Here is a 13,956-nt window from a genome sequence, read left to right as displayed (position 1 = left end):
GGTTCTCCTTCGGGGTGTGGCTCACTTAGGCGAGGGATTCGACGGCCGCGCGCTCGATGGCCAGACCGGAGCGGTACCGGTCGAGGTAGGTCGCGAAGCCGGCGACGTCGGCGGCGTCGGGTGCAGCGGTGTCAAACCCTGCCCCGGCAAACACGTGATCAGTGAGATACGCGTCGAGGCTCATGTCCGAGTGCCGCAGGTACGCGGCAAGGACGGCCATGCCCCACGGGCCGCCCTCGGATGCCGTCTCGGCCACGCTCACGGGCGCATCCAGCGCCCCCGCCAGGAACCGCTGCGCGACTCCGGCAGTGCGGAACATGCCGCCGTGCGCGAACATCTGATCCGGTTCAGCTCCCTCGTCGGTGAGCACCCGCATCCCGAGCGCCAGTGTGCTGAACACTCCGTACAGCTGCGCGCGCATCATGTTCGCCAGCGTGAGACGGCTGTCAGGCGTGCGGACAAAAAGCGGCCGCCCCTCGGTGAGCCCGGCAATCGGTTCGCCGGCCAGGTAATTGTAAGCGAGCAGGCCGCCCGCATCTGCCTCGCCCGCGCCCGCTTCACGGAACAGCGTCTCGTACACAACGTCGCTGTCGACCGCGGCACCGGATGCGGCGGCGAAGCGGGTGAACAGGCCCACCCACGCGGCCAGCTCACTTGCACCATTGTTGCAGTGCACCATCGCGACTAGGTCGCCGGCTGGCGTCGTGACAAGGTCGAGCTCGTGATGCACCTGCTCCAGCGGATGCTCAAGCACCACCATCGCGAAGATGCTCGTGCCAGCACTGACGTTCCCTGTGCGGGGGGCGACCGTGTTGGTCGCGACCATTCCCGTGCCCGCATCACCTTCAGGCGGGCAGAACGGGATGCCCGGTTTCAGCGCCCCAGTCGGGTCGAGCAGCGCCGCACCCACCGCAGTGAGATCGCCCGCTGCTGAGCCGGCCGGCAATACCTCGGGCAACAGATGTGTGAGCGGGGGGATGCCCTTGTCCGAGACGAGGTTATCGTACCGAGTGACGATGGTCGCGTCGTAGTCCCTCGTCGTCGGGTTGATCGGAACCATGCCGGAGGCGTCGCCGACGCCGAGGACCTTCCGCCCGGTGAGCTTCCAGTGCACGTACCCGCCGAGTGTGGTGAAGAAGTCCAGCTGCCCGATGTGCGGCTCGGAATCAACCACAGCCTGATGCAGATGCGCGATCGACCAGCGCAGCGGGATGTTCATCCCGAACAGGTCCGTCAGCTCCGCCGCCGCCGGACCGGTGTTCGTATTGCGCCAGGTGCGGAACGGCACCAGCAGCTCTCCTTGCGCATCGAATGTGAGGCAGCCATGCATCATCGCCGACACGCCGATCGCCCCGAACGTCGTCGGGCGGATGCCGTAACGACGGTAGACGTCGGCCACGAGGTCTGCATACGCCGCCTGCAGACCTCCCCACACGGCCTCGAGCGAGTACGTCCACAGGCGGTCGACGAATTGGTTCTCCCACTCGTGGTTTCCCACCCCAAGCACCTTCGAAGGATTCTTCGCGTCGACCAGGCACGCCTTAATGCGCGTCGACCCCAGCTCGATCCCGAGCGCAGTGCGGCCCGCCTCGATCGCTTCGCGGGCGCTGTCCTGACCTGCTGTCATGTCCTGGTCCTCACTTCGTCCTGGCAGGGATTGGCTCATCGTGGCCTGCCGATGAGCGGAAGCAGCGACATGCGGGTGCGGTATGTGCGGGTCTCACCAGGTGCCAGAGTGATGAGCTCACCGGTTCGGGTGGCTTCCGCCCGCCCATCGTCTCGGGAAGTCGAGGGTTCGATTCCGAGGACGTTAATTCCGGGGCTGGCGTCCCGCCACGCCAGCAGCAGTGGGAATGTCGCCGTGGTCCATTCGATGGTGAGGGCGACGCCGCGGTGGGGAGCATTGACGGTCAGTGATCCGGTCGGTCCGCTCCGCGCATAGGTGACGCTCTCGTCGACGGCTTGCTCCGCGACGGCCATCCGCATCGTAGGGAGCAGCGGGGCAACGTCCCCCCCACGACGAGCGAACACGGCCGCGTCCGTCGACAGTGATGAGCCTTCATCGACGAGGGGATATCCGAGGTTAATGTGGTGGCGGTACATATGCCCAGCGTCGACGAACCCGTCATTGGTGACGACGTCCTCTATTTCAAGGACAGGGCGCTGGCACCAGGCTCGGATGACGCGGGTCAGTCGCAACGTGGGCTGCCCCAGTGCCGCTTCGACGACTTCGCCAGTGATTTCGATCAGTGGACCTGACTCGTCGATCTCGAACCGCCAGGTCACGTTCTCGGCGGGAATGTGGCCGATGCGGCCGTGGAGGCCGTACTCGGAACCGTTGACCGTCGAGGGCATACCAGTGGATGCGAGCCCGCAGGTGGTGAGCAGGCCTCCACCGAAGGTGCGCACCCAGCCGGCACCGGAGGGCTCGTTGTGTGTTGACGCGACGCGGCCGCGCGGTGCACTCCATGCTAAGGGCAGACTCAAAGCGTCGGCCCACCCGATGTCCATCGCGCGGTCTAGGAGAACCTCGAAGGAGACGCCTTGAGGGTTACGTACAATAAGGATGGGTGCCCCTGCGGCTGGTCCGTCGGTGAGTTGGGCGCGATCGACCCTGACAAGCTGTGCTGGGCTGCCGACGAGCCTTCGGGCGTTGTCGACAATGGCTGGCGACGAGGGGGAAGCCATTAGCCTGCCCCTCGCACTTCGGCAGCAGACCGGCGGCGCGCTCCGATGGCGACGGCGACAACGAGTACAGCGCCGGTGACGATGTACTGCCAATAGGAGGTGACTCCGAGCATGTTCAGTGCCTTGGACAACACGGCGAATAGCATTGCGCCGATGACGGTTCCGAAGACGGTTCCTCGTCCTCCACGAAGCGACGTGCCTCCAACCACGACTGCTGCGATGACGCTCATCTCAATGCCGGTGGCCATGTTCGCCTCGGCAGACGAAAGCCGGCCAGCCAGAAAAACGCCGGCGAGGGCAAAGCAAGCCCCGGCGACCATGAACACGATCGCTTTGGTCAGGTTCACATGCATGCCGGCCAGTTCCGCGGCCCGCTGGTTAGACCCCATGGCGCGCAGCGTACGACCAAACGACGTACGAGACAGCAGGAAATAGGTCAGCAGCGCCAGCACAATGAGCGTGAGGAACGGGTACGGCAGTACGCCAAGGGATCCGGTTGTCAGCGCACGGAAGTTTGAGGACGTGACGGAAACGACCTGACCCCCAGTCCAGATGAACGCGACGCCGAGAAAGAGGTAGAGCGTTCCGAGGGTCGCGATGAAGGGCGCGATCTTGACGTAGCTGACCAAGAGACCATTCACCAGCCCGAGGACCGCGCCGATCACTACTGCGATCAGGATCGCTAGTCCGATGGTGGTGTACGGCAGGACGGTTCCCACGGCTATAGCGCTGACGGCGATAACGCCGCCAACCGAGAGATCGAGAAGTCCGCCGGTGATCAGCAGCACCATTCCGCACGCTGCAATCCCAACGAAGGCGGTCTCGAACAGGATGTTCTGGACGTTGCCCGCACCGAAGAACGACGGCTGGATCAGTCCGACCACGACGAACGCGACGACGACAACAGCGAGTAAGTACTGATGTGAGATTAAGCTGAGGATGGTTGAGGTTGCCGACGTCTTGGTCGCCGCCTCCTTAGCTTCGGTTTTGATGGTGGGTGCGGTAGTGGTCACGCCACTCTCCCTTCAAAGACGCGACGGACGGCGGCTCGCTGCGCGCTGTCAAGACTGAGTGCGAAGACGAGGAGCATGCCGAGGGCGATGTACTGGTAGAACGACGGGACGTTGAGTAGGTTCAGCCCCGCGTTGATCATCGCTAGTAGGAGCGATGCCAGGAACGTGCCGATAATGTTGCCTCGCCCCCCGGCCATGCTCGTGCCTCCGAGTACGACCACTGCGATGGCCTGCAACTCGAGTCCGCTGCTCAGTGAACCATTGACGCTGCCGAGCTGGCTGGCTAAAAGCAGACCGGCGACACCGGCCGCTGCGGCCGCGACGACATACGCGATGAGCTCGATGCGCTTGACTTTTATACCACTGTCGGTGGCGGATTCGGGGCTGCCACCGACGGCAACCACGTGTTTTCCGAACCGCATCCGGTCTAGGACGAACCAGAATCCGGCTCCGACGAGCACAGCGACGATGAACGGTACGGGGATCCCGAAGATTGACGACGTTGCGATGGAACGGAACGCGGAATCGGTGATCATGATCGGAGCTCCACCAGTGAACAGCAACGCAATCCCTCGGAAGATACCCAGGGTGGCGAGCGTAGCGATGAACGCCGGGACGCGGAATGTGGTCACTATCAATCCGTTGACCAGACCGAGGATAATCGCTGCGGCAATGCCGGCGAGGATGCCGGGCAGGATGCCCCACGCATTTACGGACACCGCCGCCACACATGCCACGACCGCCTGCGTGGATCCAACCGAGAGATCGATGCCACGCAGGGCAATCACCATCGTCATGCCGTACGCGGTAATAGCAAGGATCGCGCCGTCGACGAGCATGTTTGTGATGTTGGAGGCGCTCAGAAAGCTTGGCACGAGCACGATCCCGGCTAGAAGCACCAGCACAAACGGGATGATAATTCCGAGCTTTTGCAGAATGCTCTGCCGACGGGCGGCGCGGTCGCCACGGCGCGCAGACTCGCGGCGCTCTTGTTCGGCCGACGTGACGACATCTACCTGAAGAAGCTGGGGAGCATTAACCATGAGTTCCTCCTACGGCTATCTGCCCTACGGAAGCGCCGACTATGTTGTCCTCGGTGATATCCGATCCGACGAGTTCTGCGGTCTGCCGGCCGGACAAGTACACGAGGCAGCGATCAGAGATCGCGGTGAGTTCAGGTGCGTCGGAGCTAGACACGATCACGGCGACGCCTTGCGTGGCCAGGCGGCGGATCAGCTGATAAATTTCGAGTTTCGCACCGACGTCGACGCCGCGAGTGGGCTCATTGAGCAGCAGGACGCGGCAGCCGGACTGGAGGGCACGGCCGAGCAGGACCTTCTGTTGGTTCCCTCCGGAGAGATTTCCAATGAGGTGGCGACCGTTCGGCACGCGGATGCGAAGTTCGCGGTGCAGTTCCTCGAACAGGTCGCCTTCTTCGCGTCGAGACGGGGCAAGGCGATGCCACCAAGACACCGACTTGGTGTCGCGGGAGACCATCATGTTCTCGGTGACGTCGAGGTGGGGAAGGATTCCCTCACTTTTACGGTCCTCGCTGAGCATGTAAATCCCGGCGCGGATCGCCGTAGGTACGGAACGAACCTGCACGGTTTCGCCGTCGATGGAGATGCTTCCGGCGAGCACAGCGCGGTCGCCGAACAGGGCACGGGTGAGCTCGCCACGACCCGAGCCGGCGAGTCCGGCGAGTCCAACGATCTCTCCCGTTCCGACAGCCAGGGAGAAGGGCTCCTCGAAGCCGCCGATGCACAGTCCGTCGACGACTAGGCGCGCGTCGTTGGCTGTTGCGGCGCCGTCGGCACGCCCGAAGACCTGCGGCTTTCGGCCAAGCATGTGCTCGATCAGGGTTTGCTCGTTGAGCTCACTGGTCGAGGACCGGTGTACAAGGGATCCGTCTCGCAGCACAGCGACCTCGTCGCAGAGATCGAAAACCTCGTCGAGATGGTGCGAGACATACATGATCGTCTTTCCCTGGGCGGCCAGTCGCCGGACAATTCCGTGCAATCGTGCGATCTCCGCGCGGTTGAGCGCTGCGGTCGGCTCGTCCATAATCAGGACCTCGAAGTCGCGGGAGAGCGCCCTCGCGATCTCGACCATCTGCTGATCACCCGTGGTCAGAGAGCTAACTAGCCGGTCGGGGTTGAGGTCCAGTCCGAGCGTGGAGAGCAGTTCCCTCACGCGGGCCCGGGTGCCTCTAGCCCTGACGACTCCTGCGGTTCTCAGTTCGTGGCCGAGCATGATGTTGTCTGCGATCGAAAGTTGGGGAACGAGCCGGAATTCTTGGCTGACGACCGAGATCCCGGCCGCCTGCGACTCCGCGGAGTTAGTGAGTCTGCGAATCTCTCCGCGGAGTCGCAGGGTGCCTTCGACGGGCTGTTCGATGCCCGCGAGGATCCTGATGAGGGTACTCTTTCCTGCCCCGTTCTCGCCGACGAGGGCGAGTATGCGGCCCTCGTCCAGACTGAGCGACACCCCTTTCAGGGCGCGCACACCGGGGTATTGCTGCACGACGTTCTCGACAGCGAGCATGGCAGTCATGAGTTGGCCTCTCCTCAGGCTAGGGGCTATCGGTTGGCGCGGCCGGCTTTGAAGTCGACGACAGTCTCCTGCGTCACGACCTCGACCGGGAAGAACACCGTCTTGGTATCGGGGTCTGAGAAGCCGGGGTCCTCGCCGTTCAGGAGCGCGAGCGCGGCCTCTACCGCGGCCGTGCCCTGGCCGTATGGGTCCTGCGCGATGGTAGCGGACATCAGGCCGTTCTCGATCAACCCGAGCGCGTCGTCGTTGCCGTCGAAGCCGACGAGCGTGAAGCCGTTGGCGATCGATTTGCCCGCAGTCTCGAGTGCGCGCTGAGCACCCACAGCGGAGGCGTCGTTAGCCGCGTAGATGATGTCGAGATCGGAGTTCGCCGAAAGCATATCCTGGGCGGCGGAGTAACCGCCGTCAACGGTGTCATTGCCACTGAGGCTGGCGACGACATCGAAGCGGCTGTCCTTCGATAGGGCATCCTTGAAGCCCTGGACGCGCTCCTCGCCGACGACCGAGCCGGCGTGGAGCTCGATGACTCCGACCTTCTTCGTATCGGTGGAGCTGCCAGCCTGATCGATTAGGTACTGCGCGGCCTGCTCGCCGCCGTTGTAGTTATTTGACAATACGTAGGCGTCATAATCGCCGGCGGTGCCGATGTCGCCGATGACGACGGGGATCTGCGCGGCATGCGCCGCGTCGATTGTGGCAGGCAGTGCGGACGGCTGCACTGGCGTGATGATCAGCGCCGAGATGCCTTGGTTGATCAGGTCCAGGCTTCCGGACACCTGCTCCTTCTGGGAACTTTTCTGATCGGCCTTGACTAGGGTCGCACCGTTCTCCTGCGCAGCCACCTCAACGCCGGCGGCCCAAGCCTGCCAGTAGGGGTTTTGAAGGTCGTAGACCGAATACCCGATGATGAGCGGGTCTTTCTTCACGAATTCGGTGGCGCCACTGGCTGACGTTCCTCCATCGGATCCCGAGGCGCACCCGGCGAGTGCGATAAGCGGAACAATTGCCAGTGCGAGTAGGCCTAAACGTCGACGCATGATGTCTCCTTTGACTTGTGTGATGGATGAGGCTGAGGAAGTGGAACTAGCTGATGACGGTTCGGAGTCGTCCGGTATTGGCAGCCTCTGAGACAAAGTCGTTGTCGTGCATGCCTGCCCAGCTCGGGAGCGGAGCCTGGTTTCCCTCGGCGGCGGCGGTGGGCTCGTGGCTGTATGTCGAAACCTCTCGGACGACCAGGGGAACATCCGAATCGGCGGGGCAGCGGAAAGCGTGCAGGTGCTTGCGGTGCATGACGAATTTCGGGTCACCGGCGCGTAGTCGCACGTAACTGGTTAGCTTTTCGTACGAGTTCTCGCGACCCGTTGGCAAGGCGATACCCTCTGGCCACGCGCCACCGGCGGGCATGCCGGAGAAGTTCAGTACCCCAACGCCGGGCTCCACGGACGGCGTTGGACTGTAGAAGACCTCCATCTCGCCGAGCACGACCTCATAGCTCTCGGTCTTCCGTCCGTGGTGATGCGGTGGACAGAACTTCCCCGGGTGGACAATCATCAGCTTGTCGCATAGGCCCGAGTACTCCGCATAGGGCGCCGCGTCGGTCGGCAGGCCATCGATAGCCGACTCGTTGAGTGATTCGAAGATGATCATCGCTTCGTACGGTTCACGAGACCAGAGGCCGTTCTGGAAGGCGTCGTACTGGTCGGCACCGAAGACGATGCCGGCCGAGTCGTTGACCATCCCGTCGGTGATTGGGTAGCGAAGCGCCTTGCCGAGGGCGGCAGCCTCGCGCACCCATTCGTCATACTCGCGACGAGAAATCGACGTCCTTGTCATGACATCCTCCGATGCAGTTCCAGTGCCGTACGTCGACAGTGAACCGGTTCATTTTTGAACCGGTTCGATTCTGCGCCTTGCCGTATCGGTTTGTCAAGTTCGTTTGCGTAAAGGCGCTGGCCCGGTCGACTCGCGCACTACGAGCGACGGTGTCACGAGCTCCCGCTCGCTGCCGTCGTGGGCAGCGCCACTGAGGAGCATCTTGCCGGCCATAACTCCGACCTCGAAGGAGGGCTGCCGGACTGTAGTCAGCGGCGGGCGCAGTGCTTCGACGAACACGACGTCGTCATAACCGATCAAGGACACATCCTCCGGGACTCTCAGTCCGTGGCGTTGCAGCGAGAGCAGCGCACCGAGCGCGACGAGGTCATTCGCACACATAATGGCTGTCGGCTGGTATATGCCCCAGAGATCGTCTGTCGCGGTCAGCCCCTTCGCCGATGTCAGGTCAGCCACTTCGACTTCGATCAGTACCTCGCTCGTCTTCAAGCCGGCCGCTCGAATGCCGTCCAGCACGCCTTCGCGCCGCTCGACGCACCAGGGAACGCTTTGAGGACCGTTAATGAACGCGATCGAACGATGTCCCAGCGCGAGGAGGTGCGCAATTGCTTGACGCGCTCCGCCCACGTTGTCGAGGCTGATGGTGCTTCCAACGTCAGGTCCGGCGCCATTTTCCAGGGCGACGACCCCGAGCCGGCGGCCTGCGAACGGCTCCCAGCCGCGGAGCGTGTCGATGGGGGCGACGACCAATCCGTCGACACCTTGTTGTGCGAACGCTCGGAGTAGCCGTTTTTGTCGCGCTGGGTCTTGACGGGTCGATCCGACGACGAGGGTGAGGTCCTGATCCTCAAGCACGGACTCGACGCCGCGCAGGACGTCCGCCCAGTAGGGGTTCCCGACGTCCGGCAGAACGACGCCGACAAGTCCGCTCTTCCGGCTACGGAGCTGACCGGCGGCGCGCGAGCCAACAAATCCGAGTTCACGCATCGCCTTTTCTACGCGCGCCCGAGTCTTCGGGCGAACGCTATCTGGCGTGTTGATCACGTTCGAGACGGTTCCGAGGGAGACTTGGGCTCTCTTGGCGACCTCCCGCACTCCGACGGGTCGGCGGACTTCGGAGTCCTTTGTCGCGTCGCTTGGATCAGGCCCGACCGCCAGAATCATATTTCTCCTTCAGTTTTAGGTCCAGACACGACCGGCACGTCGCCCTTTGTTCATAGTCCCCGTTCGAAGCCCGTGGTCGTCTGACGGAGATGAGACGATCCTAGCGAATTATGAACCGGTTCACTCGATTTACGCCGCTTCACCTACACGACGAACGAACGAGTCACCAAAGAGATTAAATGCCGCACCGATATCGTCGGAGCGTTCCCTATTTTCCCGATGCGGTCGCAGTGGGCTTTGGTTGCCAAATACATGGCGTCCTTGGAATGCGTGTGCATTGGCCGTCAACAAACTCCATGGTCGTCAAGTGGATATACAGCGCGTGGAGAACCTCGGTGGGAGGAAGTCCTAAACGAAGCGTTTGGCGCGGGTTTGCCAGAACGGCAGGGTTTGCTAGTCGACCTCGTCGGCGGCGAGTCGGGAACCCTGCCGCTGTTGCATGCGAAGGCTGACAATGGTCCGAGCGCATGATTCTGAGACCGGTCTTGGTGCTAGTAGTACTCGCCTGTGCGGCGCTCATGCGTCCCGACGATCTTCCACAAGGGCAGCCACGGCATTCATCACGTCGGCGTCCCGGTCCCCTCTGATTCCCGTCAAAGGAGTGTCCTCCTGGAGAAACGGACTGCCACCGACAAACCACGCACGCGCCAGGTGGTCGCTCCCGGCATCCGCTATCTGCCGCCATGCCCGGTGCGCCAGGCGCAAACGTCGCTCAACATCCGGGCCAGGAACGGGTCCGTCACTCTTGGCCCAGCGATGGGGCAACTTGCGGTCTTTGGAACCGGCCAAAGCCGCCACCAGCGTCGCCCCGAGGTGCACATTCAGCCGACGCACCACGTCCTGAATATCCAACCGTGCGGTTTCACCGTAGATATCACTGACCGTTTTGACGCCCAGTCGCACGAAATACACCCCGATTACACCTGCGGCAACCGGTGGAGATCAGTTAGTCGGGGAGCAGGCTGGCACCCTCGCTGGTCCGCACAGCACGGAGTCCGACCAGTATCGGAACGTTAGTTGACGCTCAGTAGTAGCTCCGTCGTTAGGACTCGATCAAGTGGTTCTCTTTCAGGAGCAACGTCATCGCATCCCGCACGAGGGCGCTCTGCGACTTCCCGGTCCGCTTCTCCAGCTCCTTGATCGCTACGACGTATTCAACCGGGACGCGGCCCTTCACGATCGGAGACGAACCTTGCTTCGGGACGGTGCCGATCGTGCGTGCGCGCAGTGGCGGGCGGCCCGGACGCATGGCCGCTTCGAGCGCTTCAGGAGACCCATACTCACGGAGAAGGAAAGCTCGGCCTTCCGCTGCAGCGGCATCGCCCGTGAGGGCGCGCCCGACTCCCGTCGGCAGGGGAGCGCTCGGGTCAGTGAGATCCGCGGCAAGGCGGTCGTAATCTATCGGTAAAGCCATCAGGGGTTTTCCTCTCGAAATCGCGTGAACTTGGTGGCGAGGTTATCAACGTGCAAAATCAAGGCTTCCTCGCCGGACTCAGGGAACTCGTGGACCAAAATCTCAATCTCGCGATCCGTCTGACCATGCGGATGTCCGATGTAGAGCTTGATCCGTCCCTTATTGACGCGCTCATGCTCGAGCACGCGCACGTAATTCGCATGGAGTATCGCGTAAACGATGTCCTGCCTCGGGATTCCATGTTTCTCGCTCGAGTCGAGGAATTTCGAGGCCATACACCAATACTATACTGTGTCCCAGTTTTGTGTCCTAATTAGTGGCAGTGCTTTAGGTGCCGTTGCCGAGTCCATCGTCACGCGGGGGTCCTCGCAGGCCCGCAACATCCGTTTGAAATGGAACGGATCACGCAACAGAGAGTTGCCAGCGACTGGTTGGGGAGAGCACGCCCATATCGACGTAGGAGCGTGCTTCTTTGTGGTTGGCGCGGCCGTCGGGGGAGCGGGGGTACCTCGGCCAGACGCGTTCGCCGGGAGTCGTGGCATCAAAGAGCGGCCGGCTGGACACGTGTGGACGACGGGGGCGTTCACGCGGTGTGCTCGCCATCGTTGCCGCATCGACCAACCACCAGGCCCAGACCACCCGCTCGGCCTCGTAACTCATGTTCCGGGCAACTAGGGTTCCCGACACACCGAGAAGCCGGGCGGCCTTATCACGCAGGTCTTGCGCTGACCGTGCCCATCCGTCAGCGCGTTTAACCAGAAGTCGTGACCGGCGCAATCGACTGAAAATCACCGTCGTGTGGCGTACCGATACACCGAGCACGCGCGCCGCGGAATCAATCGTCAACGAGAGCTGTCCCCTCAGTAGCGCGTAGACCTGGCCGGCGAGATGCCCCAGTCCTTTTCTCGTAAAGAGGTCGTGGAGGCCGTCGGCAAGCTGATCTTCAAGTGAGCGTACGAGGGAGGTTCTTAACGTGAAAAGTTCGGGAGGGGGGCGGGGGTTATTAATAGGTTGTGACCGGACCGCTCCTGGCCCTGTGGAAAACTTCGACCTGAGGCGCCATTCGGCGGCGTTCACCCCGTCGTGGCGTTCGACTCGATCGATAAATCCCGCCGTTTCGAGCGAGCGCAGAGCAGCCGCTGCCGTGGTTCTGCCGAGGCCCACCATCAGGGCCAGGTCGCGAATTGAGGCCGCGACGACGCGTTTGCCGGTCTGCAGGGTCAGGTAGGCCAGCGCGGTGAGAATGCTGCGCTGTGAGACGGATGCTTCGCTCCGGCCCCAGCGTCCCGGGCTCACCCGCAGGCGGTTCAGCAGGTCGTCGACGTCGGTGACGATGATCTGGAGCTCGCTGAAGTCGGCCGGTTCACGGGCTGCGGGCAGGGCGCGCTGCAGGGCAGAGTACTGCTGGGCTTTGGCCCACTGGCGTTCGAGGCGGGCGGCCGCTTCCGGATTGCTGCGGTGCCGGCGGCCGCCGCGGCCGTTGTTCTTGGTGCGGTAGTGCTCCATTCCCGGCGCGGTCTGCGCCGCGTGTTGCACGTCGGCGTAGGCCCACCCCGCGCTGGCTGCCGCCAGCAGGCACATGAAACCGGTCCAGGAGGGGTTGTCGCCGCCGGATATCGTGGCCATGTGGCCCGCGCCCCAGCTGCTCAGCGTGCGGTGGGAGTGGTGGGAGGCATCCGTTGGTCCCTGCGGCCGGGAATCTTCCGGCCGGGGCGCCGGTATACGTTCGCGCAGCACCTCGGTCAGCCGTTCCAACTGCTGGAGAGTCATGGTGGGCTCGGCCAGCGACTCGACCCGGCCGCGAAGCACGATGGAATTGCTGCCGTCGCGGTGCGGGGCGCCGGGCGGGCGGGCCGCGCCCTCCCGAGCGTTCAGCAGCATCCCGTAGTCGAGGGTGCGGTACGTCGCGTGGGCGGCACGCGCCATTTCCGCCACCGTGCCGCTCGGCGCGCCACCGCGAATGCCGATCCAGAGATGCCGGCCACCGCCCGACGAGGACTGGCAGACGACATGATCAATCGAGGTTTCGGTGAGAATGCGCGCCAGAGCGTCACAGTCGTCGACGGCGCGTTCCACAGCATCGCCGCCGTCTTTCGCGTCGAAGTCAAAGCACAGCAGCCGAAACCGCTGGTTATCATCGGCCAGACGCACACACCACGGCGTCGTGGGTGCGGCCGGGCCGACGGGAAACAGTCTCGGGTACTGGTTCATGTGCAGCTGGCCGTCGGCCTCCCGCACCATGACGCGAACCTCGGCGCGCGGGCTGAGCCGGCGCGTTAGTTCCCAGGGGGTCCACTCAGATGCGGGCGTCTGCGGCGAAGCAGACACGCCGTACCCCAATTCGGGTACATCGAGCTGTAAGTGCGCTATGCTCTGTTGCATAGAGAAACCTCCCGTGAGGGCTGTTGAATCTGATTAGCTCTAACCTCCCTAGCCGGGAAGCCTGAAGGGGTTTGAGCTACGAAACTTGCAAGTGCCCGTCGCGAAAACGACGGGCACTTTCGTTTTAAGCGGCCTTGGTGATGGGCGACTCCTCATCAGGACAAATGGATGCCTGCGGCACGAGCTCGGACAAGCCGACTTCTTGTGTCAGAACCGAGCCGATGTAATCGCTCAGGCTCATCCCGCGTTCTGTGGCGCAGTCACGGACTGCGTCTGCGATTGGCGATGGAAGTCGGGTGATCAGTGATTTACGATCGCCCTTACTTTTACGTCCGGCGGCACTTTTCCGAGTTGGCATGGTCCAACCGTAGTGGATTCCAGAATCAGAAATCTTCAAGAGGGTTCGGCGTGTCGCGATGAAATACCTGATGCTGTGTCTTTCCGACGCGATTGCCGGGCACCCTGCCGCGGGGGAGTGGATAGAAGAAGGGGGCGGCATCCGCTTTAACGCCCCAAAACGTAGTCGACATGCGCCGTTGCCGCCGCAACCAGGACCGCGTCGTTCAGCACGTAGATGGCTTCGTCGCGGCGGTCGCTCTGCACCTCGTCGACGAAGTCGAATTCCGTCAATACGGCCAGGTCGCGCCGCACCGCACCTTCCTGCGCGCGTGCCGACGTCGTCAGCTCACCGCACGTCAACGGCCCGTGCCGCGCCAGGGAGCGAACGATATTCGCGACCGAGCGTCGGGCAATAACTTCACTCATGCGCACGTCACTTTCCACGATTTTTGAGCTGCTGGGAATGCCTAACACTCTAGGCACGTCTAGACGATATGAGTTAGCAAGAACTCTTGCGGCTGGGGCCTCGGTTCAAGTAGACGTGGGTTACCAACCGTTGAGTGTTGGCCT

The 13,956-nt window shown here is 62.9% G+C and carries 13 protein-coding genes; all 13 read right to left on the bottom strand.

Annotated features, from left to right (window positions below):
• Window positions 1-25 precede the first annotated feature (25 nt).
• The gene (locus CXY75_RS01545) at window positions 26-1,627 is read right to left on the bottom strand and encodes a xylulokinase (RefSeq protein ID WP_104081119.1); all 1,602 of its coding nucleotides are present in this window, start codon (window positions 1,625-1,627) and stop codon (window positions 26-28) included.
• A 35-nt stretch (window positions 1,628-1,662) separates the two neighbouring features.
• On the bottom strand, window positions 1,663-2,688 hold the full coding sequence (locus tag CXY75_RS01540; RefSeq protein ID WP_104081118.1) for a DUF4432 family protein: 1,026 nt from the start codon (window positions 2,686-2,688) through the stop codon (window positions 1,663-1,665).
• Window positions 2,688-3,701 (bottom strand): ABC transporter permease, encoded by a 1,014-nt coding sequence (locus CXY75_RS01535; RefSeq protein WP_104081117.1) that lies wholly within the window; start codon window positions 3,699-3,701, stop codon window positions 2,688-2,690. Before CXY75_RS01535 ends, CXY75_RS01540 begins: the two co-directional genes overlap by 1 nt.
• Window positions 3,698-4,744 (bottom strand): ABC transporter permease, encoded by a 1,047-nt coding sequence (locus tag CXY75_RS01530; protein WP_104081116.1) that lies wholly within the window; start codon window positions 4,742-4,744, stop codon window positions 3,698-3,700. Before CXY75_RS01530 ends, CXY75_RS01535 begins: the two co-directional genes overlap by 4 nt.
• Entirely contained in the window at window positions 4,737-6,254 is a 1,518-nt protein-coding gene (locus CXY75_RS01525) for a sugar ABC transporter ATP-binding protein (RefSeq protein ID WP_104081115.1), read from the bottom strand. The genes CXY75_RS01530 and CXY75_RS01525 overlap by 8 nt, the downstream gene beginning before the upstream one ends.
• Window positions 6,255-6,280: 26 nt before the next feature.
• Entirely contained in the window at window positions 6,281-7,291 is a 1,011-nt protein-coding gene (locus CXY75_RS01520; protein ID WP_158251085.1) for a substrate-binding domain-containing protein, read from the bottom strand.
• A 46-nt stretch (window positions 7,292-7,337) separates the two neighbouring features.
• Window positions 7,338-8,087 carry a hypothetical protein gene (locus CXY75_RS19650; RefSeq protein ID WP_158251084.1) on the bottom strand — a complete coding sequence of 250 codons (750 nt, stop codon included), beginning with the start codon at window positions 8,085-8,087 and terminating at the stop codon, window positions 7,338-7,340.
• Window positions 8,088-8,180: 93 nt separating this feature from the next.
• Window positions 8,181-9,251, bottom strand: a complete 1,071-nt coding sequence (locus CXY75_RS01515) for a LacI family DNA-binding transcriptional regulator (RefSeq protein ID WP_104081113.1) — start codon at window positions 9,249-9,251, stop codon at window positions 8,181-8,183.
• A 516-nt stretch (window positions 9,252-9,767) separates the two neighbouring features.
• Window positions 9,768-10,154 carry a hypothetical protein gene (locus tag CXY75_RS01510; RefSeq protein WP_233201662.1) on the bottom strand — a complete coding sequence of 129 codons (387 nt, stop codon included), beginning with the start codon at window positions 10,152-10,154 and terminating at the stop codon, window positions 9,768-9,770.
• 139 nt (window positions 10,155-10,293) lie between these two features.
• Window positions 10,294-10,665 carry a ribbon-helix-helix protein, CopG family gene (locus tag CXY75_RS01505; protein WP_104081112.1) on the bottom strand — a complete coding sequence of 124 codons (372 nt, stop codon included), beginning with the start codon at window positions 10,663-10,665 and terminating at the stop codon, window positions 10,294-10,296.
• Window positions 10,665-10,940: a hypothetical protein gene (locus CXY75_RS01500; RefSeq protein ID WP_104081111.1), complete on the bottom strand. Its 276-nt coding sequence runs from the start codon at window positions 10,938-10,940 to the stop codon at window positions 10,665-10,667. Before CXY75_RS01500 ends, CXY75_RS01505 begins: the two co-directional genes overlap by 1 nt.
• A 127-nt stretch (window positions 10,941-11,067) precedes the next feature.
• Window positions 11,068-13,047, bottom strand: coding sequence for a hypothetical protein (locus CXY75_RS01495; RefSeq protein ID WP_146069319.1), 1,980 nt, complete (start codon window positions 13,045-13,047; stop codon window positions 11,068-11,070).
• Between the two features lie 504 nt (window positions 13,048-13,551).
• Window positions 13,552-13,812 (bottom strand): hypothetical protein, encoded by a 261-nt coding sequence (locus CXY75_RS01490; protein ID WP_104081109.1) that lies wholly within the window; start codon window positions 13,810-13,812, stop codon window positions 13,552-13,554.
• Between the last annotated feature and the right edge of the window lie 144 nt (window positions 13,813-13,956).

The organism is Cryobacterium sp. Y11 (genome assembly GCF_002929535.1).
Lineage (GTDB): Bacteria > Actinomycetota > Actinomycetes > Actinomycetales > Microbacteriaceae > Cryobacterium.
The sequence above is the reverse complement of the archived record's forward strand: the minus strand, read 5'-3'. Positions and strand labels throughout refer to the sequence as shown.